At 43.0% G+C, this 24,833-nt stretch carries 23 protein-coding genes and 1 other annotated feature; of the genes, 16 read left to right on the forward strand and 7 right to left on the reverse strand.

Annotated features, from left to right (window positions below; genetic code table 11):
* Positions 1-208 precede the first annotated feature (208 nt).
* The 3 genes from hslO to Xinn_RS13330 all read right to left on the reverse strand — a co-directional run bounded on the left by hslO (position 209) and on the right by Xinn_RS13330 (position 3,792).
* Positions 209-1,069 (reverse strand): Hsp33 family molecular chaperone HslO, encoded by an 861-nt coding sequence (gene hslO / locus Xinn_RS13320; RefSeq protein ID WP_086954795.1) that lies wholly within the window; start codon positions 1,067-1,069, stop codon positions 209-211.
* A gap of 83 nt (positions 1,070-1,152) precedes the next feature.
* Positions 1,153-1,569 (reverse strand): ribosome-associated heat shock protein Hsp15, encoded by a 417-nt coding sequence (gene hslR, locus Xinn_RS13325; RefSeq protein WP_086954796.1) that lies wholly within the window; start codon positions 1,567-1,569, stop codon positions 1,153-1,155.
* A gap of 114 nt (positions 1,570-1,683) precedes the next feature.
* Positions 1,684-3,792, reverse strand: coding sequence for an IgaA/UmoB family intracellular growth attenuator (locus tag Xinn_RS13330; RefSeq protein WP_086954797.1), 2,109 nt, complete (start codon positions 3,790-3,792; stop codon positions 1,684-1,686).
* Positions 3,793-4,066: 274 nt separating this feature from the next.
* On the opposite strand from Xinn_RS13330, the gene nudE reads away from it, so the two are divergent.
* Positions 4,067-4,618: an ADP compounds hydrolase NudE gene (nudE, locus tag Xinn_RS13335; protein WP_086954798.1), complete on the forward strand. Its 552-nt coding sequence runs from the start codon at positions 4,067-4,069 to the stop codon at positions 4,616-4,618.
* 372 nt (positions 4,619-4,990) lie between these two features.
* Entirely contained in the window at positions 4,991-5,263 is a 273-nt protein-coding gene (locus Xinn_RS13340) for a Tc toxin subunit A (protein WP_086954799.1), read from the forward strand.
* A gap of 214 nt (positions 5,264-5,477) precedes the next feature.
* Here Xinn_RS13340 and mrcA read toward each other — a convergent pair whose 3' ends face one another.
* Positions 5,478-8,009 (reverse strand): peptidoglycan glycosyltransferase/peptidoglycan DD-transpeptidase MrcA, encoded by a 2,532-nt coding sequence (gene mrcA, locus Xinn_RS13345; protein WP_086954800.1) that lies wholly within the window; start codon positions 8,007-8,009, stop codon positions 5,478-5,480.
* Positions 8,010-8,133: 124 nt separating this feature from the next.
* Here mrcA and pilM point away from each other — a divergent pair, with 124 nt between their 5' ends.
* The 11 genes from pilM (at position 8,134) to trpS (ending at position 17,813) form a co-directional block, all read left to right on the forward strand.
* The gene (gene pilM / locus Xinn_RS13350; RefSeq protein ID WP_086954801.1) at positions 8,134-9,024 is read left to right on the forward strand and encodes a pilus assembly protein PilM; all 891 of its coding nucleotides are present in this window, start codon (positions 8,134-8,136) and stop codon (positions 9,022-9,024) included.
* Positions 9,021-9,575, forward strand: coding sequence for a PilN domain-containing protein (locus Xinn_RS13355; RefSeq protein ID WP_086954802.1), 555 nt, complete (start codon positions 9,021-9,023; stop codon positions 9,573-9,575). Before pilM ends, Xinn_RS13355 begins: the two co-directional genes overlap by 4 nt.
* Positions 9,565-10,146, forward strand: a complete 582-nt coding sequence (locus Xinn_RS13360) for a hypothetical protein (protein ID WP_086954803.1) — start codon at positions 9,565-9,567, stop codon at positions 10,144-10,146. Before Xinn_RS13355 ends, Xinn_RS13360 begins: the two co-directional genes overlap by 11 nt.
* The gene (locus Xinn_RS13365) at positions 10,143-11,228 is read left to right on the forward strand and encodes a secretin N-terminal domain-containing protein (protein WP_186435651.1); all 1,086 of its coding nucleotides are present in this window, start codon (positions 10,143-10,145) and stop codon (positions 11,226-11,228) included. Before Xinn_RS13360 ends, Xinn_RS13365 begins: the two co-directional genes overlap by 4 nt.
* Before the next feature lie 404 nt (positions 11,229-11,632).
* Positions 11,633-12,154 carry a shikimate kinase AroK gene (gene aroK / locus Xinn_RS13370; RefSeq protein WP_038260059.1) on the forward strand — a complete coding sequence of 174 codons (522 nt, stop codon included), beginning with the start codon at positions 11,633-11,635 and terminating at the stop codon, positions 12,152-12,154.
* 45 nt (positions 12,155-12,199) lie between these two features.
* Entirely contained in the window at positions 12,200-13,288 is a 1,089-nt protein-coding gene (gene aroB / locus Xinn_RS13375) for a 3-dehydroquinate synthase (protein ID WP_086954804.1), read from the forward strand.
* Between the two features lie 172 nt (positions 13,289-13,460).
* Entirely contained in the window at positions 13,461-14,420 is a 960-nt protein-coding gene (locus tag Xinn_RS13380) for an SPOR domain-containing protein (protein WP_086954805.1), read from the forward strand.
* A gap of 84 nt (positions 14,421-14,504) precedes the next feature.
* Positions 14,505-15,323, forward strand: coding sequence for an adenine-specific DNA-methyltransferase (gene dam, locus Xinn_RS13385; RefSeq protein WP_086954806.1), 819 nt, complete (start codon positions 14,505-14,507; stop codon positions 15,321-15,323).
* A 57-nt stretch (positions 15,324-15,380) separates the two neighbouring features.
* A complete protein-coding gene (gene rpe / locus Xinn_RS13390) occupies positions 15,381-16,055 on the forward strand; it encodes a ribulose-phosphate 3-epimerase (RefSeq protein WP_086954807.1) in 675 nt (224 codons plus the stop codon).
* Positions 16,056-16,069: 14 nt separating this feature from the next.
* Positions 16,070-16,774, forward strand: a complete 705-nt coding sequence (locus tag Xinn_RS13395; protein WP_086954808.1) for a phosphoglycolate phosphatase — start codon at positions 16,070-16,072, stop codon at positions 16,772-16,774.
* Positions 16,775-16,778: 4 nt separating this feature from the next.
* Positions 16,779-17,813, forward strand: a complete 1,035-nt coding sequence (gene trpS / locus Xinn_RS13400; protein WP_086954809.1) for a tryptophan--tRNA ligase — start codon at positions 16,779-16,781, stop codon at positions 17,811-17,813.
* A 355-nt stretch (positions 17,814-18,168) separates the two neighbouring features.
* Here trpS and yiiM read toward each other — a convergent pair whose 3' ends face one another.
* The 3 genes from yiiM to sodA all read right to left on the reverse strand — a co-directional run bounded on the left by yiiM (position 18,169) and on the right by sodA (position 20,120).
* On the reverse strand, positions 18,169-18,840 hold the full coding sequence (gene yiiM / locus Xinn_RS13405) for a 6-hydroxyaminopurine reductase (protein ID WP_086954810.1): 672 nt from the start codon (positions 18,838-18,840) through the stop codon (positions 18,169-18,171).
* Positions 18,841-18,949: 109 nt separating this feature from the next.
* Complete coding sequence (locus Xinn_RS13410; protein WP_244590201.1) at positions 18,950-19,375, reverse strand: Exc2 family lipoprotein; 426 nt, start codon at positions 19,373-19,375, stop codon at positions 18,950-18,952.
* Between the two features lie 118 nt (positions 19,376-19,493).
* Positions 19,494-20,120 (reverse strand): superoxide dismutase [Mn], encoded by a 627-nt coding sequence (gene sodA / locus Xinn_RS13415; RefSeq protein WP_086954811.1) that lies wholly within the window; start codon positions 20,118-20,120, stop codon positions 19,494-19,496.
* Between the two features lie 390 nt (positions 20,121-20,510).
* Between sodA and acs the strand changes: the two genes are divergently transcribed.
* The 3 genes from acs to actP all read left to right on the forward strand — a co-directional run bounded on the left by acs (position 20,511) and on the right by actP (position 24,644).
* Positions 20,511-22,466, forward strand: coding sequence for an acetate--CoA ligase (gene acs, locus Xinn_RS13420; protein ID WP_086954812.1), 1,956 nt, complete (start codon positions 20,511-20,513; stop codon positions 22,464-22,466).
* Between the two features lie 208 nt (positions 22,467-22,674).
* A complete protein-coding gene (locus Xinn_RS13425; RefSeq protein WP_086954813.1) occupies positions 22,675-22,986 on the forward strand; it encodes a DUF485 domain-containing protein in 312 nt (103 codons plus the stop codon).
* Positions 22,983-24,644 carry a cation/acetate symporter ActP gene (gene actP / locus Xinn_RS13430; RefSeq protein ID WP_086954814.1) on the forward strand — a complete coding sequence of 554 codons (1,662 nt, stop codon included), beginning with the start codon at positions 22,983-22,985 and terminating at the stop codon, positions 24,642-24,644. Before Xinn_RS13425 ends, actP begins: the two co-directional genes overlap by 4 nt.
* Positions 24,645-24,746: 102 nt before the next feature.
* Positions 24,747-24,833: a sequence feature (5S ribosomal RNA rRNA prediction is too short), on the reverse strand.

The raw sequence follows: 24,833 nt of genomic DNA on the forward strand, positions 1-24,833 counted from the left end.
CTGATCAGTTAGATTTTATCTCTATCTCCGCCGGAAATAATAAATATTTATGACTAATTAACCGCGATTGTTATCAAAAAATTGAAATCTTATTATTTTTTTTAGTGTTATATGAGACACAGGACACGAAATAAAAAATTTTTAATAATAAAAAGGGCGTATTTATACGCCCTCCAAAACTAATATATAAATACAATCAATATAATTATTATTGCTTCACTTCTTTTATTTCATCAATTGCTTTTTCATCGAAAATATAATGCATACCACAGAATTCACATTCCATGTCAATTTTGCCATCTTTATGCAGAATATCGCGCAGATCCTCTTCCGGTAAGGTTGCCAGAGTATCAGCACACCGTTGATGAGAACAGCCACAGCGGAACTCAATCTGCTGAGGTTCATACAGGGTGACATCTTCTTCATGGTAAAGACGATACAGAATTTCTTTTATATCCAGCGTAAACAGCTCTTCACCCTTGATAGTTGTCGTGAGCTGAACCAGATGACCAAGCATATCATCATCACCGGTTTGTGCTCCAGGCAGGTTCTGCAATAACATTCCACCAGCCGCCATTTTGCCATCCTGCACACCTGTACGGATAAACAATCTGGTTGGCAACTGTTCTGACTGCCTGAAGTACGCATCCAGACATTCAGCCAGCGTTTCGCCTTCCAGCGCGACAACGCCCTGATAGCGCTCACCTTCTGTAGGTGTAACTGTAATGACCATATAACCATTACCAACCATATCACGCAGGCTGCTTTCAGCACGGATATCACCATCAATACGGGCAGTACCACGCATCTGCTGCTGGTTATTACCATTGATAACAGCCAGTTTAACAGGCCCGTCTCCCTGAATCTGTACGGTAATATCTCCGTTAAATTTCAGCGTGGCGGTCAACAGGCTGGTTGCGACCAACAATTCACCCAACAATTGCTGTACAGGCTGAGGAAAATTGTGATTTTCCAACATCCGCTGGTAAGTCTCACTGACGGTAACAAGTTCACCCCTGACAGAATGACTTTCAAATAAAAAGCGGTGTAATTGGTCATGTTTGATCATAAATCTCTCTCATTTCACTGAGACGGTTATCCTCTTTACCTTTCAAGCCGCCACTTTGCTGGCAACATAAGACTCGAAATTTATTAGGATTCCAGCTCATTTAATTTTGTATTCTTGAACTTAATCAGTGTACGCCGTTCTTTCTTATCCGGGCGACGATCAGGATGTGGCATCGTTAATGCATTCATTTTACGGGCTAAAGCCACTTTTTCCCGTTTAATGATGCTTTCTTCCGTTTCCTGATAAAGCTGCTGGGCTTCTGTAGCACCACGCCTTTGACTGCTGAGGGCCAGCACGGTGACTGTTCTCTCATCACTGCCCTGACGCAGTTTAATGACAGCATTCAACTCAACCAGTTTACTGGGCTTTCCCCGCTGCCCATTATAATGGACTTTGCCTCCATCAATCATGTCTCGCGCAATGGAGCGGGTTTTGTAAAAACGGGCTGCCCACAGCCACTTATCAAGGCGAACAGCTTGATTATTGTCTGAATTAGGCATAGTTGTTCTCTCTGATTGTGCTGTTTCAATATTAACGGGTAATGTTCAGTCAACAATACCTGATCGGAGATGACAAAAAACAGGTTCAGGGTAGCATAGCCCACTTGACTATCGCTAATTCATTGATTGTTCCTTCACATTGAAGCAACGGTCGTAGTACTGCTTTATATGCATAAGACGCAGCCTGTTTTTCTGTTTTTTCTTGATAACCAACATTCCATTGACTATCAGTGTCGCCATCAGTACCGCCAGAAAAAGACAGCTTCCCAGATAACGACTCAATGTCATAGAGTCAGGCTCACTGTGCAGCATAATATGGAGGGTTCCATTTGCATCTTCCGATAGCCCCGTTACGATACCTTTCGTTTCAAATGGCATATGCATCAATACCCCCACCAGCCGTAATAACTCATGCCACCGCTGCAATGCAGTGGCATCATAAGTAATAAGTGCTGTAACAGGATACTCAACTAATGGACGTTCTTCATCACTCATCAATAAAACGCCCCCCGGTGGAGGACTGTTCAGGAGAATACTGAACCTGTCAGTTTCCCGGTAGATAAATGAAGCCGTGGTCGTATCAACTAATTTTCCTAATGCATCAGCACTCACTGAACGCAATAGTACCTTAGTTCCATTCAGTTTCCCTTTTTCTGTCTGACTTAAAAGGTCATCCCAGCTTTTGGCATTACTTAAATTAACCAGTGCATTTTTCAGCCGACTACAATCATTTTCCTTCTGACAAAGTGCATTCGTCTTCAAAATAATCTGAGAAAAATTATCGAGTAATGTCATGCCTGATTTAGCAATCACTTCATTCAGACTGGGGTTGTATTTCCGGTTATGTTCCATGGGACGCAGTTGCTCATTTACCGTTGTCAGCAACGCCGATGCTTTATTAATAATATCCGATTCCGGTATGGGCAATAAATTACCGTTGTTCCAATAGATACCAAGGCAGTCAAACGGCATAAAAGAAAGCCGGCTCTGCCCGGGAAGCTTCTCTGACTTTGGCGGCATGTAACACATTCCCGTACCCTTAACCCTCAGAACATCTCCTTCCCGCAACGGCATACTCAATAATTCACTGACATCAGTAATGACTTTGGTGTTACTGCCATGTAACCACGCAAAGCTTAATTTCATCGATAAACTGACAGGCTGATAAAAATACAATACAAGCATAGCTAAGACAGAAAATACCACCAGCATCTGATTCTTCCGGTAACGCTGATAAGGGTAGTGCTTTTCCTCTTCATGCAATGAAAGATGCGGCCCCTGACGGATAACATGGCAATTGGAGTACATTTCCACATCAGTGTGTTGATCAAGCTCATGAACAATATAGGGTTCCCAGTGAACAGGGTAAACAAGATCAACCCCTCCCAGAGAGATATTTTTTTTATTTTCCTGCTCAAATTCGCTGAATACTCCCCAGCGTTTCAAGATGCCGCTGAAGCAGCTTATATTCAATAAATGGCGTGAAAATGGTAGCCTGAAAAACGGCCAGAAACTGGCAAGTATAAATAGAACAGAAACCAACATCAGCCACGGCAATAAGGGTGAAGGTACAAAAAGTGCCAGAAACCACAACGATAAGCCAACACACATTAATGCTCCTTCCTGAATACCAGTGGAGTGGCGCAGGCGATACTCTTCCGGGGTTTCTTTACGCAGATACAACAGGTTGGCATTCGAATTACCGTTTTTCTGAATTGAAGCATGCGCTGCTTTTTTGATATTCGGTGTGACCAACAAGTCTTGCTGATAGTCTGTCAGACTGTGACCATTCACGGCAATTACCAGCGGTATTGACGAAGTTTCAACAATATCAATGGTATTTCGCTGATTAACGAATGGCTCAAGCAGGGCAGGGAAATAGAGTTCTGTTTCATCAATATAGTAACGCCAGTGCTGCTTTTCCCCAGAAACAGCAGAAAAACGGGTGATGGTATGGCTGATGGTGTAAACGTTATTATCCCTGATGGGAAATACCGGATAGCCGGACATATAGCTTCTGTCTGACTTCGTCTGCGGCAGAATATTTTTCAAATAAGCTTCAATCACCTGAAATTCAACTGCATTCAGCTTACGGGTGGCTGTGTTAGTCTTCAATGACATATAATGCGCGTTATCAGACCGCTTCCATCTGAAAGTCAGAAAGGAAACCATTATAGTCAGGCTAATGATAAAAATAGCCAATATAATGACCAGTGAACTCATTTTTTCTCCACGCCCATGACAGCAGTACAGAAACTGACAAAATAACAATCCAAAGAAATTCTCAGAATCAGGTTATTCCTATTCTCGTCTTCTATTTTTAATTTTATTTACAACATGTTATATAAATTTTCTCACACTAATTCACAAAAGACAGCATTTTCTGCAAAGCAGGATAATAACAAAAATACATACAAGCGATAATCGCTATCATTTACTAACATAATCCGCCATATTAAAGCAAAGTTTAAATACGCAACAACCATCAGGGGCAAGCATGATTGAACTGAAAAAGCCTAAAATATTGAATATAAGTGATATTGCCCATTCTCGTTTATTCAACATCCAATCCGTTGATCTTGAATTCAGTAATGGAGCCCGACGTATTTATGAACGAATGAAGCCAGCCAATCATGAAGCGGTTCTCATTATTCCGGTGATTGGCAATGAATTACTCCTGATACGTGAGTACGCTGTAGGCATTGAACAGTATGAACTGGGTTTTCCTAAAGGTGCGATTGATGCGGGGGAAAGTATATTTGAAGCCGCTAATCGTGAATTAAAGGAAGAAGTGGGATTAGGAGCCAAAAAGCTTGAGTTACTGACAAAACTGACGATGGCGCCTTCATATTTTTCCAGCAAAATGAACATCGTGATTGCACAGGATTTATACCCTGAAGTTCTGGAAGGAGATGAGCCGGAGCCACTGGTGCAGGTTCGCTGGCCTATCGCAGACATGATGTCCCTACTTGAACATCCCGATTTCAACGAAGCCAGAAATGTCAGCGCCTTATTCTTTGCGCAACGCTATCTGAATGAAAAAGGTTAAAATTACCTACAGCAGAGATGATTGCTTATCCTATCAATAGAAAAGCGTAATAGTATAACTATATGATAAAAGGGTATTAGAGACAGCTATCTTTAATACCCATCATCACAATATCTTCCTGATAATTTTTTTCTTTTTCTTCATTAAACATAATCTTAAAAACCCTATTGAAATAAAAACTTTTTTATAAACGATCAGATCCGAAATATATTTTAGGCTGGATAGCCCACAATAATAGGCCATAGTGTAACCGTTCCAATCGCACCGGAAACATAACTTAATATTATGAAAAAGGTGTTATGGAAAAGGTGTTATGGAAAATAGAAATGCCGTTCTCTTTTAACCACATTTCTATTTCAAAGGTAATCATATATGGCAAATAATATACATTCACAGATTAGTCATAAAACACTCTTTAACGATAATCAGGATCTTTATTGTTTCCCGGATTTACCCGAAGCCAATGATGAACCATTGGCTTATCTGGTTGAACTGTATCAACAGATTCAGATGGTTGAAAAAGATGCAAACCAAAAAAATACCCGTTTTCTCAGCGAACGGCGGGCTGATATCGAAAAAGTCAAAAACCAACGGATTACCGTGCTATCAACGTCAAATTTACGTGCAAGCAAAGTTGATCGATGACATTTTTTTATTACCCGGGGCTTGTACCTGTATGGCGGTTAAAAGATATCAATCTTCATATTCACTATACGGCTGTGGATGGTGGAAAGCCATTCGCGAATGGCAGTAAAAGATAAAATGAATAATCGTAGTGATGCAAATTAAAGGCGCCATCAGTTACCTGACAGCGCCTTTTTAGATTATTTCAATACTCTGATGAATATGGGAAACTCCGTCAGAACAATTCCTGAGTCTCTCCGTTCTCTATGACCGTTGTGCCTGCCTCAGGTACGGCATACTCCCTCGGCTGAGTACCCTCAATAAAATATTCTGCGCGGGTATTTTTTCCACCAGTAGGAAGCTTACCTGTAGACCGATCAATAGTGACAGACACGATACCTTCCGGTGGTTCCATCATTTTTACCGGAACACCTTCCAGTGCAGTTTTCATGAAGTCATCCCAGATTGGCTGAGCCGTTTTCGCACCGCCTTCCCCTTTCAGAACCGGAGTCCGTCCCAGACTTCTGCTGTGCTCATCAAAACCAATCCAGACCGTTGCCACCATATCCGGCCCGTAACCAGAAAACCACGCATCTTTGGAACTATTGGTTGTCCCGGTTTTACCACCGATATCATGCCGCTTCAAATCACGGGCTGCGCGCCAGCCTGTTCCCATCCAGCCCGGCTCACCAAAAATATTCGTTTTCAGGGCATCATGAATCAGGAATGCCAGTGGGGTACTAATCACATGCGGAGCATACTGCTGATCCTCTACATAGACATTAGGTGAAACACTTTCCAGATCCGGCTGAGGTAGTAACACTGAGTTTTGGGAGATATCAGAATGAGCCACATTTTCAATCGAGTCTTCGGACAGCTCAATAGAACGCGCGGTATCCCCGTAGATCACCGGAATATCGGTACATTGCGGGCAGGCAACCTTAGGTTTTGCTTCGAACAGAACTTTTCCCGCATCATCCTCAATCTTGCTAATGAAATAAGGATCAACCAGATAGCCACCATTCGCCATCACTGCATAACCGCGTACCAACTGCATTGGTGTGAAAGAAGGGGAACCCAGTGCCAGTGATTCTGTACGGACAACATTTTCTCCCGGTAAACCAAAACGCTTCAGATAATCCGCCGCATAATCAACTCCCATTGCACGCATAGCACGTACCATCACCACGTTCTTGGACTGCCCCAGCCCCTGACGCAAGCGAATCGGGCCATCATAGGTCGGCGGTGAATTTTTCGGGCGCCAGTCCGTACCTGCACCAGCATCCCAACGGCTGATAGGTGCATCATTCAGCAATGATGCTAAAGTCAGCCCTTTATCCATCGCTGCGGTATACAGGAATGGCTTAATATTGGAACCAACCTGACGCAATGACTGAGTAACGCGGTTAAATTGACTCAATTCAAAATTGAATCCGCCAACCAACGCTTCTATCGCACCATTTACCGGGTTAATGGAAATCAGCGCCGCATTAACTTCCGGTAATTGAGCCAGCCACCAGACATTATTTACTTTTCTGAGCCAGATCTGCTCACCAGCCCGAATCACACCATTAACACTTTGTGGAGCCGGCCCTTGCAGGCTGTCCGTTTTGAACTGACGTGCCCAGCGGACACCAGCCATAGTCAGTTGAACTTTGCTGCCATCCGTCAGCATCACTTCTGCCTGAGTTGCATCAGATTTCATCACAACCGCAGGCACCAGAGGGCTATATTTTGGTATAGTTTTCAGCTTATTGATAATCTGAGACTGGCTCCATGCCAGTTGGCCTGCTTTCCATAACACTTCCTGAGCACCGCGATAACCATGACGAGTATCGTAATCAATCACATTGGTACGAACGGCATCGACAGCAGCCAGCTGGATTTTACGTGTCACCGTGGTATAGATTTTATAACCATCCGTATACGCATTTTCGCCATAACGATTAATCATATCCTGCCTGACCATTTCAGTCAGATAAGGTGCAGAAAACGCAATCTGCGGCGTGTGATAACGGGCAACTAATTTTTCACTTCTTGCCTGATAATACTGTTTCTGAGTAATGAAACCTTCTTCCAGCATACGGCCCAGCACCACATTACGCCGATTGGTTGCCCGCTCATGAGAATAAAGCGGGTTTAAAGTTGAAGGCGCTTTGGGCAATCCGGCAATCATCGCCATTTCACTCAACGTCAATTCATTAACGTTTTTGCCGAAATAGACATGCGCTGCGGCTCCGACACCATAAGCACGATGACCGAGATGAATCTTGTTGAGATACAGCTCAAGAATTTCATCTTTAATTAACATCTGCTCAATTCTGATGGCCAGAAATGCTTCTTTCGCCTTACGTATCAGGGTCTTTTCCGGGCTAAGAAAAAAGTTTCTCGCAAGCTGCTGCGTAATGGTACTTGCTCCCTGAGAAGCATGACCCGAAGTCATCATAATTGAGACAGCACGAATAATACCTATCGGATCAACACCGTGATGTTCATAAAAACGGCTATCCTCCGTAGCAATAAAGGCTTTTACCAGCAATGGAGGCATTTCGGATAGGGTAAGCGGTATACGACGTTTTTCGCCGTATTGGGCGATAAGTTCGCCATCAGCACTGAACACCTGCATCGGTGTCTGTAATCGGACATCCTTTAAAGTCGCTACATCAGGTAACTGTGGCTCGATATATTTGTACAAACCAAAAATCGAGGCAGTTCCCAAGAAAATGCAACCAACGACAAGGATCAAAAAATACTTTATGAACTTCACCTGAAATTTCTCACGCCATGTTAATGAGGCAGTTTATAAACGATTAGTACGTAGTATAAAGGCTATACAACACGATGAATATGACCTTTCATTAATAACTAATCACTGATAAGGAAATCACTACATGTACCCATCTAAATGGTATATCGGCCTGGATATTCATGATCATTACATTAGTGCGCTTGCTGCCATTAAACGCCGTAATGGGTGGCAACTCCGACATTGCTGGCAGTACTCTCTATTAAATTTTAATGAAGCACCCTTATCAAATGAGATACCAAACAGCACTATCTCCGGTGGGTGGTTACAGCATCCAGAAAAATTACGCCAGATTTTAACGCACTGGCGCCAAATATTACCTAACAGAGTGAAATTAAGGCTGGCATTGCCAGTTCAACAAACATTGCAGAAGCAAATTCCCCTGCCTCAGCACACCTCATTACAGGAACCGGAGCTCGGTTGGTTTGTGCGTGCTAATGCTGAAAAGCAATTTCCCACCACTGATCTGGCTCTCGATTACCGGGTACACGAGCAACAAATCTGTATAAGTGCAACCCGCCAGAAAGATCTCAATTTCTGGCTCAGTCTGCTCGCAGAAGTTGGTTTATCACCTGATGCCATCGATATTGCCCCCTGCGCACTACGCTATATAGCCGGATTTGCCGGTATTCCAGATAACAGCTGGCTGGTTCATAAACGCCAAACAGACTGGCTATGGCTTGTTCCGGCCTGTCTGCCTTTCAGTTATGGGCTGATATCCGCACAATCCGCCCCCTGTCTGACACAGGTCATCAGCCAGCTCCCCCTCACGCCGGACAGAGAAAATTACCCGATTTATTACAGTGATGAAAAACCCGCTAATATTGCCCCGGCAAAACAACAACCCGTACCAACAGAGTCCGCTCAGTTCTGGCATATACTGCCCGCATTTCGCCATTACCAACCTCCGCTACCGGAAAACATGGGTGCTTTCACAATAGCAGCAGGGTTAGCACTCAGGCCGGATGATAAATGATGCATCAGGTTAATTTTTTACCCTGGCGGCAGACAAGACTCAGACGTCAGTGCCATAAATGGACACTATTCCTCGGGTTGCAATTGTTCCTGTGGGTTACTGTTCTGGCAATCATTTCAATCCAGCAAAAACAACAAATTGCTCAATATCAGAACCAATTTACTGAAAATAACCACCAGCTTACGCAATTAAAACAAACGATCAATGAAACAGAACAAGCTGTTCATCAGCAACAACAGCTAGCCCAGCAATTAAGGAAAAAACAGTTATTAATGGATCAGAATCAGCGGTATTTACAACTATTCCGTCAGCTTCCTCACTTATTACCGGAAAAAAGCTGGCTTACCACATTCAGTGATGATACCGGCCAATTAGTTTTTGCTGCCAATAGTCAGAGCTATGAAGATGTATCTGATTTATTGGATAACCTGACAGGTAGTCAGTCACTTATCAATGTCCGGTTGAAAAAAATGACTACAACACCGGAAGATTACCTCAGGATATTCACCATTGATGCTGACTGGTTAATAGGGAGTAGTGATGAAAAATAATTATCTGATATGGTTATTCCGTCCGGCATGGCAACTGTTTTTATTACAGCAAGCGGTGATCATCCCCCTTATATTAGGTTTCTATTTTTTTGTCTGGCAGGGCAATAAAAATGCTATCCACTCTCTCCGCTCCCAAATAACAGAACAGAGAAACAGCATTACATTATCTCAAAACCATTTTTCCGAATTACCGGCTTTAACGGAGCTTCACCAGCAAATCCAGCAGATAACCGCCAGACTTAATCAAAATGGTCATATGACATTACCTACGAAAGCAGCCCCCACAAAAACAACTGTACTTAAACGGCTCCAACAACCTTTAACCCGTTCCGGCAGCGAGTTAATGGAATGGAAAAGCCACAAAGAAGGTCATCAGGTCTTATGGCATATCATATTGTCACTGACCTATGAGCAATTGCTGCTTTTTCTCAGTGAAATTCAGCAGTTGCGGCCATTATTGCTGATTAAACACCTCACAATTACCCCTGCCGATAATAGTCTGATCGTCCGTATGGTACTGGCAGATATGAGCCATGGGGAAAATATAAATCATGAGGTAAAGCAGCAATGAAGAGTTGTATTTATGTATTACTGGCACTCCTGTTTTTGTCCTTTTTCAGTTGCGCTGAAGAAACCGGACAAGAAGAAACTGCTTTTTCCATGAGCATGAGAGACCCTTTTCAACCTCCTCACAATCCTGCCGATGAAAATATGGCAGATGAAGTAACTGAACTCCATCCGTCAGAAGCGGGTGATCAGGAAATCGAATATCAGGTGATTACCCTGCAATACGCTGATGCCGGAAAAATAACAGAACAATTGCAAAAAAATACCCCTGCTTTACTGACAAAATGGGGAAAAGTAGAACATGACGCTTTAACAAACAGCCTGATATTAGAAGATAAGTTTGATGCCATTACACGCATAAAAAACTGGCTGAAAGAAGTAGATTCGCCGCAACAGCAGGTGCAAATTACGGCTCATATTGTTACCAGCAGCAGAGAAGCGTTGCATGAATTAGGTATTCACTGGGGTATTACCGCTGATCCGCAAAATCGCTCACTGGGTTTTAACCGTCTGAACCTGCATCAGCCTGCCGGTAATCAAAGCCATCGGTTAGTGCTGAATGCTGCCCGTATCCATGCCAATCTGCTGGAAATGGAACTCAGTGCGCTAGAACAGGAAAATCAACTGGATATTATTGCCAGCCCACGGCTGACAGCATCACACCAGCAACCAGCCAGTATCAAGCAGGGTTCTGATATTCCTTATATCGTTCAGGATAAGGATAAAACAACGATCCAGTTTAAAGAGGCTGTATTAGGGATGGAAGTCACTCCACATATTTTAAAGAACGGAAAAATCCGGTTAATGCTGAAGATCAGCCAGAATGCTCCCGGCCTTCCCATTAATCAGGGAGGAAATGAAAATCTGGCGATTGATAAACAGGAAATAATGACACAAGTTACCGTTAAAAATGGAGAAACACTTATTCTGGGGGGTATTTTTCAACAGAAAAAAAGCGCCAGCCTGCAAAAAGTGCCCTACCTGTCAGAAATTCCTATATTGGGAGTATTATTTAACCAACAAGGAGAACGACATAGTCGAAGGGAACTCGTAATTTTTATTACGCCTCAACTGACTGATATTTAACCATCTAAAAATATAATTATATTTATCAGGTTGTTGAAGGTAAAGAATGTGATTTCTCCAGCCTATTATCAGTCATTTTTCTTGGTCTGACCTGTTTATGGATTTGACGCTGAGAGTAATTTAGCATACAAGGATTACCTAATTGAGTGAGCAGGTCTCTTATTACCAGCAAAAACCTACCGAAAAATATCCATGGGTAGTGTTACAGTCAGCCAGAAAAAAAGCATGAACCAAACTCAATCGGTTCGTGCGGATTTATATAGTTGCAATATAGGCTGATGTGCTGAGATAATTTTTCCATCTGATCTCACATTTCACTCATGAGGTTTCAGTTTAGGTCCCGCGGCTAATCTGATTGGCGGGGCGGGTTATCATTAACAAATAGTCTTAGTAATACCAAAAACATGGCAGAGAAACGCAATATCTTTCTGGTTGGGCCTATGGGTGCCGGCAAAAGCACTATTGGTCGTCAGTTAGCTCAGCAACTCAATATGGAGTTTTACGACTCCGATCAAGAAATTGAGCGACGTACCGGAGCTGACGTGGGCTGGGTATTCGATGTGGAAGGCGAAGAAGGCTTCCGTGAACGCGAAGAAAAAATAATTAACGAACTGACTGAGAAACAAGGCATTGTATTGGCAACTGGAGGGGGTTCTGTTAAATCAAAAGAAACCCGAAACCGTCTGTCTGCCCGTGGTGTTGTCGTCTATTTAGAAACAACCATCGAAAAACAGTTAGCTCGTACCCAGCGCGACAAAAAACGCCCTTTACTTCAAGTTGATGCACCAGCACGTGAAGTTTTAGAAAATCTGGCTGATGAGCGCAATCCTCTGTATGAGGAAATTGCTGACCTGACTATACGGACAGATGAGCAAAGCGCCAAAGTTGTAGCTAATCAAATTATTGAGTTATTGGAAAAAAATTAATTTCCGTGGATTCAATCCGCAGCAAAAAATAAGGCGAAAGCTGATATGGAACAAGTGATTGTTACGTTAGGTGAAAGAAGCTACCCAATTACCATCGCCCAAGGGCTGTTTTCCAGCAGTGAAGCATTCAGGCCCCTGCAATCTGGTCAGCAGGTCATGATAGTGACCAATGAAACACTGGCTCCCCTGTATCTTGAACAGGTGAAATCCACATTGCTGAATATGGGCCTTCGGGTGAATGAAGTTATCTTGCCTGACGGTGAACAATACAAATCACTTTTTGTGCTCAATGATATATTTTCTGCCTTACTGGAAAATAACCATGCTCGAGACACAACGCTTATCGCTCTCGGTGGTGGTGTCATCGGTGATATGACGGGTTTTGCTGCTGCCAGCTATCAGCGCGGCACCCGTTTCATTCAGGTGCCCACCACTCTACTTTCTCAGGTTGACTCTTCTGTTGGTGGCAAAACTGGGGTCAACCACCCACTCGGTAAAAACATGATTGGGGCATTTTACCAGCCCGCCTCTGTTGTCATTGATCTCAACTGTTTAAATACCCTGCCAGCCCAAGAGCTATATGCAGGCCTGGCTGAAGTGATCAAATATGGCGTGATTCTGGACGGTGAGTTTTTCAGCTGGCTTGAAGATAATATCGAAAAATTATTGGATCTCGATCATCAGGCTATGGCTTACTGCATACGTCGTTGCTGTGAACTGAAAGCCTTTGTTGTTGCCGCAGATGAACATGAACGTTCTGGGATGCGGGCTTTATTAAATCTCGGCCACACTTTCGGGCATGCTATTGAAGCTGAAATGGGATACGGCGTCTGGCTACATGGGCAAGCCGTCGCGGCAGGAATAGTAATGGCAGCACGGGCTTCTGAACTTGTTGGCTCATTCTCCGGTCAGGATACGCAACGCATTATCAGCCTGCTGGAAAGAGCAAAATTGCCTGTGCATGGCCCGGCTGAAATGCCTCCTGAAAATTATTTGCCCCATATGATGCGTGATAAAAAAGTCTCTGCGGGTAAGCTTCGTCTGGTACTACCCACAGCTATCGGGAAAGCTGAACTTTGTGCTGATATCAACACTGATGTCATATTAGATGCCATCCGCCGTTGCAGAGAATGATCCCCGATTTTCTGGCTGTTTGGTATAAAATGGCTACATTAATAGATATATCCGATAGATTTCCAGATAATGGATATAATATGATCAGTTTCAGTTAGGTCAGGCCGCCAAACCTATCACTTAGTCATTAGTCATATAGCAATTGGCAGTATTATCTCGGCTGGGAGGGCATATGGACGAATCAAAATCAGAAAACAAGCAAAAAACAGAAAACGAATTTAAACCCGATACCTCTGATCGTCCCCCTCAGCGATCACGACCTCAGAAGCAGAACCCAAAACTGGCAATATCCCGTCAACAAATGATGATTGGGGTTGGCATTCTTGTGCTTCTACTGCTCATCATTGCTATCAGTTCTGCACTGAAGTCGCCAACAGAACACGAAAAGCAACAGTCACCGAATTCAGTCGAAAAAAGTATCAACCTATCCGGCTCTTCATCACCTTCCGGCAATGAGCAAAATAGTACACAGGAAGCACCATCCACAACCGTACCTTCTTCCAGCACTAATCATCCGCATGAAATAGGTATGCCGCCAATCAGCAGTACCCCCAGCCAGAGCCTTTCCCCTGACAGCGGAACGAATGGCTATAATCAGCGTGTCGAATTACCCGGTGATATTTCTGACGCTTTAAACCAGCAACAAAGTAATATCAACGATGCTGTACAAAAAAATACGGAACAGAAAAATCAGCCATCCTCACAACCGACCACACCACAACATAACCGTGCAAAGCAAACAACAGTAACACCGGTTGAACAGCCAAAAACCGAAGCACAAAACAAGGTAACCACAAAACCCGCAACCACTGACCGTCAGGTGAAGAATAAGCAAAGCACCGCAAATGTCAGTGAAGACCTGCTGAAAGAACCGGCAAATCGGTTTACACTTCAATTGAGTAGCGCCAGTCGCCCGGATACCTTGATTGCTTTTGCGAAAAAGAATAACCTTTCCCATTACAAAGTTTATGAAACTAAACGTAATGATAAGACGTGGTTTATTTTGATCTACGGTAGCTACAATTCCGCTTCTGACGCCAAAAAAGCGATTGCCTCACTCCCTGTAGACGTTCGGACACAAAAACCCTGGGTAAGAAAACTACAACAGGTTCATCAAGATCTGAAAAAATAAAACTATTTTGATTAGGCGCTGATATGCTGTCCTAAACAGAGTACAATCTGCGACTCTGAAATTATTGAATACTTTATTGACGGCATGAAAAAAAAACGCGCTTTCTTAAAATGGGCCGGTGGAAAATACCCCTTGGTGGATGATATTAAACGTCATCTGCCAGAGGGCGAACGCTTAATTGAGCCATTTGTTGGCGCAGGCTCGGTATTCCTGAATACCGATTATGATTCTTATATCTTATCAGATATCAATAGTGATCTGATCAACCTGTACGACACGGTAAAATTTCGTGCGGGTGAATTCATTGATCATGTCCGTCCCTTATTTTCACCAGCATACAATACGTCTGAAACCTTCTATCGTCTGAGAGAAGAGTTCAACAAAAGCAAGGACCCATTCCATCGCAGCGTGTTGTTTCTGTATCTTAACCGTCACTGTTATAACGGCCTTTGTCGTTATAATTTACGCGGCGAGTTTAATGTTCCTTTCGGACGCTATAAAAAGCCTTATTTTCCGGAAGATGAGCTGTACTGGTTCGCTGAGAAATCCCAGAAGGCTACTTTTATCTGCCAGCATTATGAAGTTGCATTAACTAATGCCCCAAAAGGCTCCGTGGTTTACTGCGATCCTCCATATGCACCTCTTTCGGCAACAGCAAATTTTACTGCCTACCATACAAATAGTTTCAACCTGACAGATCAGGAAAATTTGTCGCGGCTTGCCTATAATCTTTCATTTCAACATGGCATCCCGGTGCTTATATCCAACCATGACACACCGATGACACGTGAATGGTATCATCATGCTTCCCTTTACATTGTTAAAGCCCGCCGGACAATAAGCAGAAATATTCTTGCCCGCAGTAAAGTTGATGAACTTTTGGCGTTATACTGCCAGAAGTGATTGAGGTTTCCAGCCCCTAAAATAACGGGGATAAACAATGAATTGGAGAAGAGAATAATGAAGAAAGATTTTCTGATTGCCCCATCCATTCTATCCGCAGATTTCGCCCGTCTGGGCGAAGATACCGCAAAAGTGCTGGCTGCCGGTGCTGATGTTGTGCATTTTGACGTTATGGATAACCATTACGTACCAAACCTGACAATTGGCCCGATGGTCTGTCAGGCGCTGCGCGATTATGGTATTACCGCTCCCATTGATGTTCATCTGATGGTAAAGCCTGTGGATCGTATTATCCCCGATTTTGCCAAGGCCGGTGCAACCTATATCACTTTCCATCCCGAAGCGAGTGAGCATGTTCACCGAACCCTACAGCTGATTAAAGATCACGGCTGTAAAGCCGGTTTAGTCTTTAATCCGGCAACACCTCTCAGCTATCTTGATTATGTGCTGGATAAACTCGACGTTATTTTGTTGATGTCAGTGAACCCTGGGTTCGGCGGCCAGTCTTTCATTCCGGAAACCCTGCATAAATTGCGCCACGTCCGTAAAATCATTGATGAAAGCGGCTATGATATCCGTCTCGAAATTGATGGTGGTATCAAAGCCAACAACATTGCAGCAGCAGCTCAGGCTGGTGCAGATATGTTCGTTGCAGGCTCTGCTATTTTCAGTCAGCCTGACTATAAAACAGTCATTGACGAAATGCGCAGTGAATTATCAACAGTGGCATAACGACGGACAACGTGATGAAAAAAAATGTAGTAAAAGCAGTACAGGCCATTGCATTTGATCTGGATGGAACGCTGGTAGACAGCGCCGGAGGTCTGGCAGATGCTTTGGATCAGGCCCTACTCGCCAAAGGCCTGCCCGCAGCAGGCAAAGAGCGCGTTGCTGTTTGGGTGGGTAACGGCGCGGATATCATGGTTGAGCGTGCACTGAAATGGGCAGCCGGAGAATTTACCCCTGAACTGTTCTGTGAAACCCGCAGTCTGTTCGATAAATTCTATGAAACTACCGTCACAACGGGCAGCAAACTTTTTCCTCATGTCAAAGAAACTTTGGCTGAACTGGCAAAACATAATTTGCCGATGGCGATTATCACGAATAAACCAACACCTTTTATTGCCCCATTGCTGGAATCTCTCGGCATCAGTGAATACTTTTCACTGGTACTGGGGGGAGACGATGTTAAACAGAAAAAACCGCATCCGGCACCACTGTATCTGACAATGGGCATGTTTGGATTAAATAAAGACGAATTGCTTTTTATTGGTGATTCCCGTAATGATATTTTGGCTGCGCAGGCGGCAGGTTGCCCTTGTGTCGGCTTAACCTATGGGTATAACTATGGGGAATCAATAGCATTAAACCACCCGGATTATGTATTGGATAATTTTCCGGATTTACTACCAACAATTGGATTACCAACTTTGAACTTACAGGAAGCGTAATAAAATGAGCGAACCCACAGCAGCGAAACCAAAAACAGAGAAACCTATTGTATTCAGCGGCGCACAACCCTCCGGTGAATTGACCATCGGTAACTATATGGGAGCGTTACGCCAGTGGGTTCAGATGCAGGATGAATATGACTGCATCTATTGTATTGTTAACCAGCACACCATTACCGTACGTCAGGACCCTGAAGAACTGAAAAAACGTACGCTGGATACGCTGGCACTTTACCTTGCCTGTGGTATTGATCCAAAGAAAAGCACTATTTTCGTACAATCACATGTTCCGCAACATGCACAGTTGGCTTGGGCGTTGAACTGTTACACCTATTTTGGTGAACTTAGCCGCATGACTCAATTTAAGGACAAGTCTTCCCGTTATCCGGAAAACATCAATGCGGGCCTGTTTAATTACCCAGTCCTGATGGCGGCTGATATTTTGCTTTATCAGGCTGATCAGGTTCCTGTAGGCATCGATCAGAAACAGCACCTTGAATTAACCCGTGATTTGTCACAACGCTTCAATGCACTTCACGGTGATATCTTCACTATTCCACAACCTTTCATTCCGAAAGAAGGCGCTCGCGTAATGTCATTACAGGAACCGAGCAAAAAAATGTCGAAGTCTGATGATAACCGCAATAACGTCATTGCCCTGTTGGAAGATCCAAAATCTGTCGCCAAGAAAATCAAACGTGCAGTTACTGATTCCGAAGAGCCGCCTCGTGTCCGTTATGATCTGGAAAACAAGCCGGGTGTTTCCAACTTGCTGGATATTCTTTCTGGTGTAACAGGCAAGACAATCCCTGAATTAGAAGCTGAATTCGAAGGAAAAATGTACGGTCATCTGAAAGGTGCTGTTGCTGATGCTGTTAGTGAAATGCTGTCTGCCTTACAGGAACGTTTCCATCATTTCCGTAATAATGAAGCACTACTTAACCAAATCATGGCAGAAGGTGCAGCAAAAGCACAGGCTCGCGCTCAGGAGACGCTAGATAAGGTCTATGAAGCTATAGGGCTTATTGCTCATCCGTAATAGTGTTTTATACATGCCAAAGAGTGTCGTATCAGTGTTCACTCTTTGGCATATGATAACGCATAAGACACTCATATTATTTCTTTATTTGTTCCCTGCCAATATAAGAACGTCGTGAGTCACAACGAGATAAATTAACTAACTCCTTATAATTGAAAGAAACATTATTAGTTTATTTTTTAATCAGTATTTTTAACGGCTAATTATTACCGAATATTTATAATATTTGAAATTTCACTAAATTCATTTTAGTAAGAAAAATAACAAATTAAAAAAAGAGAATAAAATATAGGCGATTACTATAGCAATAATAAAAGCATAATTATCACCTATTATAAAAATTTCAATAAATTAATCAGCTATGAAATAAACGCCGGTTAAAATCCTCAATTTTTCCATGCAATATCCGCTTTTGCATCGTCAGGTTCCAGCTGGCTGATAGCCCGGCAGCCCCCATTAAACGACGATATTGTTCTGCATCAAATGGGCTATGAAAAGCGATGGAAATAGCTTCTTTCACAGAAACATCACTATTACGACTAAGAAGTTTTATTGGCTCCCCCGCATACGTTACACCTGAAGAGATAACCCGGTATAACCAACCACAGTAGCCTCTATCCTGCATTATGGCCGCGAAATTCTCAATACCGGTAACGCTATTAAGTTTATAACAAGGAGAACGAGGCTGCGTTATCTGGATAATTGCTTCTCCCCACTGGAAAATATCTCCGATATAAGTATTCTCTTCTGTCATCCCTTCCGTCGATATATTTTCACCAAATAATGGTGGTACAAATAATTCTGTTAATTCAGGGAATTGCCTTTTCCAAAATAGATAATGTTCCATAGGATAATGGCAAAGTGCACGATCAGGCCCGCCATGATAACGGGATTCAGCCTGTTCATCACCTTCCAGACCAAGAGAAGTAAGCTGTAAAAGACCATTTACCAATAGCTTGTTAATCGCACTGATACCATACTTTTCGGAAGATATTATTTTGCCTCGATACACCTGTGGGTAATACATTTGCATTTCTCCTTGAACGACTATGCAAATACTATCCTGACTGAATAAACGCAGCAAGCGTTGCTCTGTGCCCTCTGAGGGGCACAGAGGATTTGATCAACAGAAGGCATCAATCCCGGCCTTCATAACCGTCCATGTAGGTAGCTGATATTCCCTCAGACATGGCTTTGCGCCATTTTGGTGAAACGCTTTTGCTATTTTTGTAAGCCTTACCCGCAAAGTGTGATGTTCTTTGAATAGAGTTCAGAAATTCATCACTTTTTAAATAAAGTACGCGTTCCTGTGCCTCTTCGGGCGTTACCCCTGATTCCTTATCTTTTTTACCCATCTGCCAGAACTGCTCAAAAAGCGGCACAGAAAGTGTGATGCTATCGTATATTTGGGTTCTGAAATTGGGATCAAAGTCATCATTAGAGGCATAAACAAAATGCTTGGCATTGCGTTCAGCACTCGTTTTAGGCTGTGAACACCCAACTGTCAGTAAAGAGGATACGATAAGAGTTGTGGCCATCATGACCATATTCTTTTTTTTCATTATGTGCCTTCAATCGTAAAACGGAAAAGTGCCAGCCAATATAGTTGAAATTATGAGCAATAAAAAAATGCTGGTCACTGTAGTGACCAACATTATATAAGAGAATGATTTTCAATAATTATTTAATTTTTTCTTCGTAACGCTTTGCTGCTTCATCCCAATTTACGACATGCCAAAATGCCTTAATATAATCGGGGCGGCGGTTTTGGTACTTCAGATAATAAGCATGTTCCCATACATCCAACCCTAAAATGGGATAGCCAGAAGTACCGGAAATATCTTCTCCCATCAATGGACTATCCTGATTTGCAGTAGAAACAACATCGAGTTTGCCATCAGCTTTAAGTACCAGCCAGGCCCAGCCAGAACCGAAACGGGTTGCCGCTGCCTGTTCAAATTTTGTTTTGAAAGCATCAACACTACCAAAATCCCGTTCTATCGCTGCTTTTAAAACACCGGATAAAACCGTATTTAATTTCAACCCCTTCCAGAACATGCTGTGATTTGAATGGCCCCCAGCATTATTACGAATGAAAGTACGTTTATCAGCCGGAATGATATCAAGTTGCTGAACCAGATCATCAATGTCCAGCTCAGCAAGTTCAGGGAAGGCTTCCAGTGCGGAATTGGTGTTTGCAACATAGGCTTGATGGTGTTTGGTATGATGAATAATCATAGTTTGTTCATCAAAGTGAGGTTCCAGAGCATCGTAAGAATATGGTAAGGAAGGTAATGAATGACTCATATCAAATCTCCAGTGGTTTAAAAACATACACCCTTTATTTATTGGGGATGAAGATCACACCTTGTAAGCAACAGGATTATTATAGTGAATCAAACACTAATGCAAATGATTATCAATTCCATATTGTCGCTGTGGTTTCCTTTCCTTTTGTGTTTAATCTATAAATAAGAATAAATAACCAAATGAAATCCATTGGTTAGTTAGTTTTCCCAAAAATCAGGCAATTAATAACAATATATTTTATACAAATACACAGCATTAAATGTTCAATTCATAAAATCCATTCTCTCTATTGCGTGATCTTCCGCGCAAAAAAGAAACAAAAATTCTTCTTACACTTTAGTTAACCTTGTTTTGACATAGTATTAACAATTGCAAGGAGATAAAAATATGACTCAAATAATTAAGCACCCTATTCCTGCTGACATTGCAGAAACAGCCCTGATAAACAAACAACAATATCTGCAAGAGTACCAACGATCACTACAGGACCCTGAAGGGTTCTGGGGAGAGAAAGGTAAAATTGTGGATTGGATAAGACCTTATACAAAGGTAAAAAATACCTCTTTCGACCCTGGGCATATCAGCATCCGCTGGTTTGAAGATGGAACACTTAACCTAAGCGCTAACTGCCTTGACCGACATTTGCAGGAGCGAAGTAATCAGACAGCCATTATCTGGGAAGGGGACAACCCTGCTGAATCCAGACATGTTACATATCAGGAGCTATACCACGATGTCTGTCAGTTCGCCAATGTACTGAAAAAGCTCGGAGTAAAAAAAGGTGATGTTGTCGCTATCTATATGCCAATGGTGCCGGAAGCGGCTGTCGCCATGCTGGCCTGTGCCCGGATTGGCGCGATTCACTCTGTAATTTTCGGCGGCTTTTCTCCTGATGCAATTTCCGGTCGGGTTATCGATTCAAATGCTAAGTTAATCATCACAGCCAATGAAGGCATGCGAGCCGGGCGGGTTGTTCCGCTGAAAAAAAATGTCGATGAAGCACTCAGCAATCCGGCTGTGAAAAATGTCACTAATGTCGTGGTATTCAAACGTACAGATAGTAAAACAAATTGGTATACCGGACGCGATTTATGGTGGCATGAGTTAACCAAGGAAGTTAATCCAGACTGCCCTGCTGAAGAGCTCAATGCCGAAGATCCACTTTTTATTCTTTATACCTCTGGTTCAACAGGTAAGCCTAAAGGTGTTCTCCATACCTCTGGTGGCTATCTGGTCTATGCATCTTTGACATTCAAATATACGTTTGATTACCGCCCCGGCGAAGTTTACTGGTGCACAGCCGATGTTGGCTGGGTGACTGGTCACAGCTACCTGCTTTATGGCCCGCTCTCCTGTGGCGCAACAACCTTAATGTTTGAAGGTGTGCCAAACTACCCCGATGTGAATCGTCTCTGTCAGGTTGTTGATAAACATCAGGTAAATATCCTCTATACCGCACCAACAGCCATTCGGGCATTAATGGCAGAAGGGGATAAAGCCATTGAAGGAACCAAACGTACATCACTGCGGATTATGGGGTCAGTAGGTGAACCCATCAATCCTGAAGCCTGGGAATGGTACTACAAGAAAATAGGTAACAGTAAATGCCCTATTGTCGATACATGGTGGCAGACAGAAACAGGTGGATTCATGATAACACCACTGCCCGGAGCAACCGATCTCAAAGCAGGTTCAGCCACTCTGCCATTCTTCGGTGTAAACCCTGCAATAGTCGATAATACCGGAGAAACCTTGAGTGGTGAGTGTGAAGGTAATCTTGTTATTGCAGATTCATGGCCGGGGCAGGCACGCACGCTGTTTGGCGATCATGATCGTTTTGAACAAACCTACTTTTCTACCTTTAAAGGCATGTATTTCAGCGGCGATGGAGCCAGACGTGATGAAGATGGTTATTACTGGATCACTGGTCGCGTTGATGATGTCTTGAATATTTCAGGCCATCGTTTGGGAACAGCAGAAATTGAGTCTGCTCTGGTTTCTCATCCCAAAATTGCAGAAGCGGCTGTTGTCGGGATACCACACCATATTAAAGGGCAGGCGATTTATGCTTATGTCTCGTTAATTCATGGTGAAGAGCCTTCTCCTGACTTATACACCGAAGTCAGAAGCTGGGTTCGCAAAGAAATCGGCCCTATTGCGACTCCGGATATTCTGCACTGGACTGACTCACTACCCAAAACTCGCTCAGGAAAAATTATGCGTCGCATTTTACGTAAAATTGCTTCCGGTGATACTGGCAACTTAGGTGATACTTCCACTTTGGCTGATCCCGGCGTTGTGGAAAAACTATTGGAAGAAAAGCAATCTATAGTGATGCCTTAATAAATATGCCATAAGGCAAACAGAAGACACATATAGTACATATGCACGCCGCCGTAAGGCGGCTTGGTTAAACATCATCAAAAAATACAGAACTGTTCAGGGACGTGGCAGATAGTCATGCATTCTCTCGAATGTTGCTGCTCCGTATCTGGCAACATTTATATGTTGTTTAAGGTTCGTCCTTTAATACCTAAAAGGAGATAGCCTGATGAGTACCGATCTTTATCAAGAAATCGAAAACAACCCTCACTTTAAAGAATTAGTTGAAAAGCGTGGACGTTTTGCTTGGTTGTTATCTGCCATTATGTTAATACTCTATGTTGGTTTTATTTTCCTTATCGCTTTTGCTCCTGAGTGGCTAGGCACTCCTCTCTATGAAGGCTCCAGCATGACTCGTGGGATTCCTGTCGGTGTCGGTATTATTTTTATTTCTTTCATATTAACAGGAGTCTATGTAATCAGAGCGAACGGTGAATTTGACCGTTTAACCTCAGTAATTCTCAATGAGGTGAGAAAATGAGAAAACTTGTCCTATCAACAACCGCACTATTTTCTTCCCTCTACCCCATTTTCACTCAAGCAGATACCATTTCAGGTAATGTAGAAAAACACCCTTTGAATATGCAGGCAATTATCATGTTCCTGTTATTCGTCGGGTTCACACTTTACATCACTTATTGGGCATCAAAACGGACAATTTCACGTTCAGATTACTATACTGCGGGTGGGCGGATCACTGGCTTCCAAAATGGTATGGCAATCGCTGGTGATTACATGTCTGCTGCATCATTTTTGGGAATTTCAGCGCTGGTTTATACCTCCGGCTATGATGGCCTCATTTACTCCATTGGTTTCCTTGTCGGCTGGCCAATAATTCTGTTCCTCATCGCTGAAAGATTAAGAAATCTGGGACGCTATACATTCGCTGATGTTGCTTCTTACCGACTAAAACAGCGTCCAATCCGTACGTTATCAGCAGTGGGATCTCTGGTTGTTGTTGCGTTATACCTGATTGCACAGATGGTTGGAGCCGGAAAGCTCATCGAGTTGTTATTCGGACTAAATTACTACATCGCTGTTGTTTTAGTGGGTATTTTGATGGTTCTGTATGTGCTATTTGGCGGGATGCTGGCAACAACATGGGTTCAGATTATTAAAGCAATCATGTTACTGGCAGGGGCAACATTTATGGCTCTGATGGTCATGAAAGCCGTAAATTTCAACTTCAATACCCTGTTTAAAGAAGCCATTGCCGTTCACTCAAATGGACAAAGCATTATGAGTCCTGGAGGATTAGTTTCCGACCCTATATCTGCGCTTTCTTTAGGATTGGCATTAATGTTCGGTACCGCTGGTTTGCCACATATCGTTATGCGCTTCTTTACCGTTAATGATGCCAAAGAAGCACGTAAGAGTGTTTTTTATGCCACTGGATTTATCGGTTATTTCTATATTCTGACATTTATTATTGGGTTTGGCGCAATACTGTTAGTCAGCCCTAATGCCGCATTTAAAGATGGCACTGGAGCATTGCTCGGTGGGACTAATATGGCAGCAGTTCACCTTGCGACTGCCGTGGGTGGTGATTTCTTCCTTGGATTCATCTCTGCTGTCGCCTTTGCCACCATTTTAGCTGTGGTTGCAGGATTAACACTTGCGGGTGCTTCGGCCGTTTCTCATGATCTCTATGCGAATGTGATCAAACAAGGTCAGGCAAATGAAAAAGATGAATTAAGAATTTCGAAAATTACGGTTATTTTTCTAGGTGTTATCGCAATAGGGCTAGGTATTTTATTCGAAAAACAAAATATTGCCTTTATGGTCGGCCTGGCTTTCTCTATTGCAGCAAGCTGTAATTTCCCAATTATTTTGCTGTCAATGTACTGGAACAAACTGACGACAAGAGGTGCATTAATTGGTGGATGGCTGGGACTAATAACAGCCGTTGTGCTAATGATCCTTGGTCCAACAATCTGGGTTAGCATTCTTGGGCATGAAAAACCAATTTATCCCTATGAGTATCCAGCTCTATTTTCCATGATTGTAGCATTTGCCGGTGCATGGTTCTTTTCTGTCACAGATACATCAGAACAGGGTCAGAGGGAACGGGAAATGTTTCGCAGACAATTTTTACGTTCACAGACAGGAATTGGTACTGAGCAAGGAAAAGCACATTAATGCTTTAATATAGTCAAAAAGCAGAGTTGAAATAGTATATTGAAAATGCAAAAAAGCCATCCGGTTAGGGATGGCTTCTCTGGCTAATTGATGTCTGGCAGTGTCCTACTCTCACATGGGGAGACCCCACACTACCATCGGCGCTACGGCGTTTCACTGCTGAGTTCGGCATGGGGTCAGGTGGGACCA

It is taken from the genome of Xenorhabdus innexi, from assembly GCF_002632485.1.
Taxonomy (GTDB): Bacteria; Pseudomonadota; Gammaproteobacteria; order Enterobacterales; family Enterobacteriaceae; genus Xenorhabdus; species Xenorhabdus innexi.

Excerpts from the sequence above, each read along its gene's own strand:
- hslO (WP_086954795.1), bottom strand. The coding sequence starts at position 1,069 with ATGATCAAACATGACCAATTACACCGCTTTTTATTTGAAAGTCATTCT.
- hslR (WP_086954796.1), bottom strand. The coding sequence starts at position 1,569 with ATGCCTAATTCAGACAATAATCAAGCTGTTCGCCTTGATAAGTGGCTG.
- Xinn_RS13330 (WP_086954797.1), bottom strand. The coding sequence starts at position 3,792 with ATGAGTTCACTGGTCATTATATTGGCTATTTTTATCATTAGCCTGACT.
- nudE (WP_086954798.1), top strand. The coding sequence starts at position 4,067 with ATGATTGAACTGAAAAAGCCTAAAATATTGAATATAAGTGATATTGCC.
- Xinn_RS13340 (WP_086954799.1), top strand. The coding sequence starts at position 4,991 with ATGGCAAATAATATACATTCACAGATTAGTCATAAAACACTCTTTAAC.
- pilM (WP_086954801.1), top strand. The coding sequence starts at position 8,134 with ATGTACCCATCTAAATGGTATATCGGCCTGGATATTCATGATCATTAC.
- Xinn_RS13355 (WP_086954802.1), top strand. The coding sequence starts at position 9,021 with ATGATGCATCAGGTTAATTTTTTACCCTGGCGGCAGACAAGACTCAGA.
- Xinn_RS13360 (WP_086954803.1), top strand. The coding sequence starts at position 9,565 with ATGAAAAATAATTATCTGATATGGTTATTCCGTCCGGCATGGCAACTG.
- Xinn_RS13365 (WP_186435651.1), top strand. The coding sequence starts at position 10,143 with ATGAAGAGTTGTATTTATGTATTACTGGCACTCCTGTTTTTGTCCTTT.
- aroK (WP_038260059.1), top strand. The coding sequence starts at position 11,633 with ATGGCAGAGAAACGCAATATCTTTCTGGTTGGGCCTATGGGTGCCGGC.
- aroB (WP_086954804.1), top strand. The coding sequence starts at position 12,200 with ATGGAACAAGTGATTGTTACGTTAGGTGAAAGAAGCTACCCAATTACC.
- Xinn_RS13380 (WP_086954805.1), top strand. The coding sequence starts at position 13,461 with ATGGACGAATCAAAATCAGAAAACAAGCAAAAAACAGAAAACGAATTT.
- dam (WP_086954806.1), top strand. The coding sequence starts at position 14,505 with ATGAAAAAAAAACGCGCTTTCTTAAAATGGGCCGGTGGAAAATACCCC.
- rpe (WP_086954807.1), top strand. The coding sequence starts at position 15,381 with ATGAAGAAAGATTTTCTGATTGCCCCATCCATTCTATCCGCAGATTTC.
- Xinn_RS13395 (WP_086954808.1), top strand. The coding sequence starts at position 16,070 with ATGAAAAAAAATGTAGTAAAAGCAGTACAGGCCATTGCATTTGATCTG.
- trpS (WP_086954809.1), top strand. The coding sequence starts at position 16,779 with ATGAGCGAACCCACAGCAGCGAAACCAAAAACAGAGAAACCTATTGTA.
- yiiM (WP_086954810.1), bottom strand. The coding sequence starts at position 18,840 with ATGTATTACCCACAGGTGTATCGAGGCAAAATAATATCTTCCGAAAAG.
- Xinn_RS13410 (WP_244590201.1), bottom strand. The coding sequence starts at position 19,375 with ATGAAAAAAAAGAATATGGTCATGATGGCCACAACTCTTATCGTATCC.
- sodA (WP_086954811.1), bottom strand. The coding sequence starts at position 20,120 with ATGAGTCATTCATTACCTTCCTTACCATATTCTTACGATGCTCTGGAA.
- acs (WP_086954812.1), top strand. The coding sequence starts at position 20,511 with ATGACTCAAATAATTAAGCACCCTATTCCTGCTGACATTGCAGAAACA.
- Xinn_RS13425 (WP_086954813.1), top strand. The coding sequence starts at position 22,675 with ATGAGTACCGATCTTTATCAAGAAATCGAAAACAACCCTCACTTTAAA.
- actP (WP_086954814.1), top strand. The coding sequence starts at position 22,983 with ATGAGAAAACTTGTCCTATCAACAACCGCACTATTTTCTTCCCTCTAC.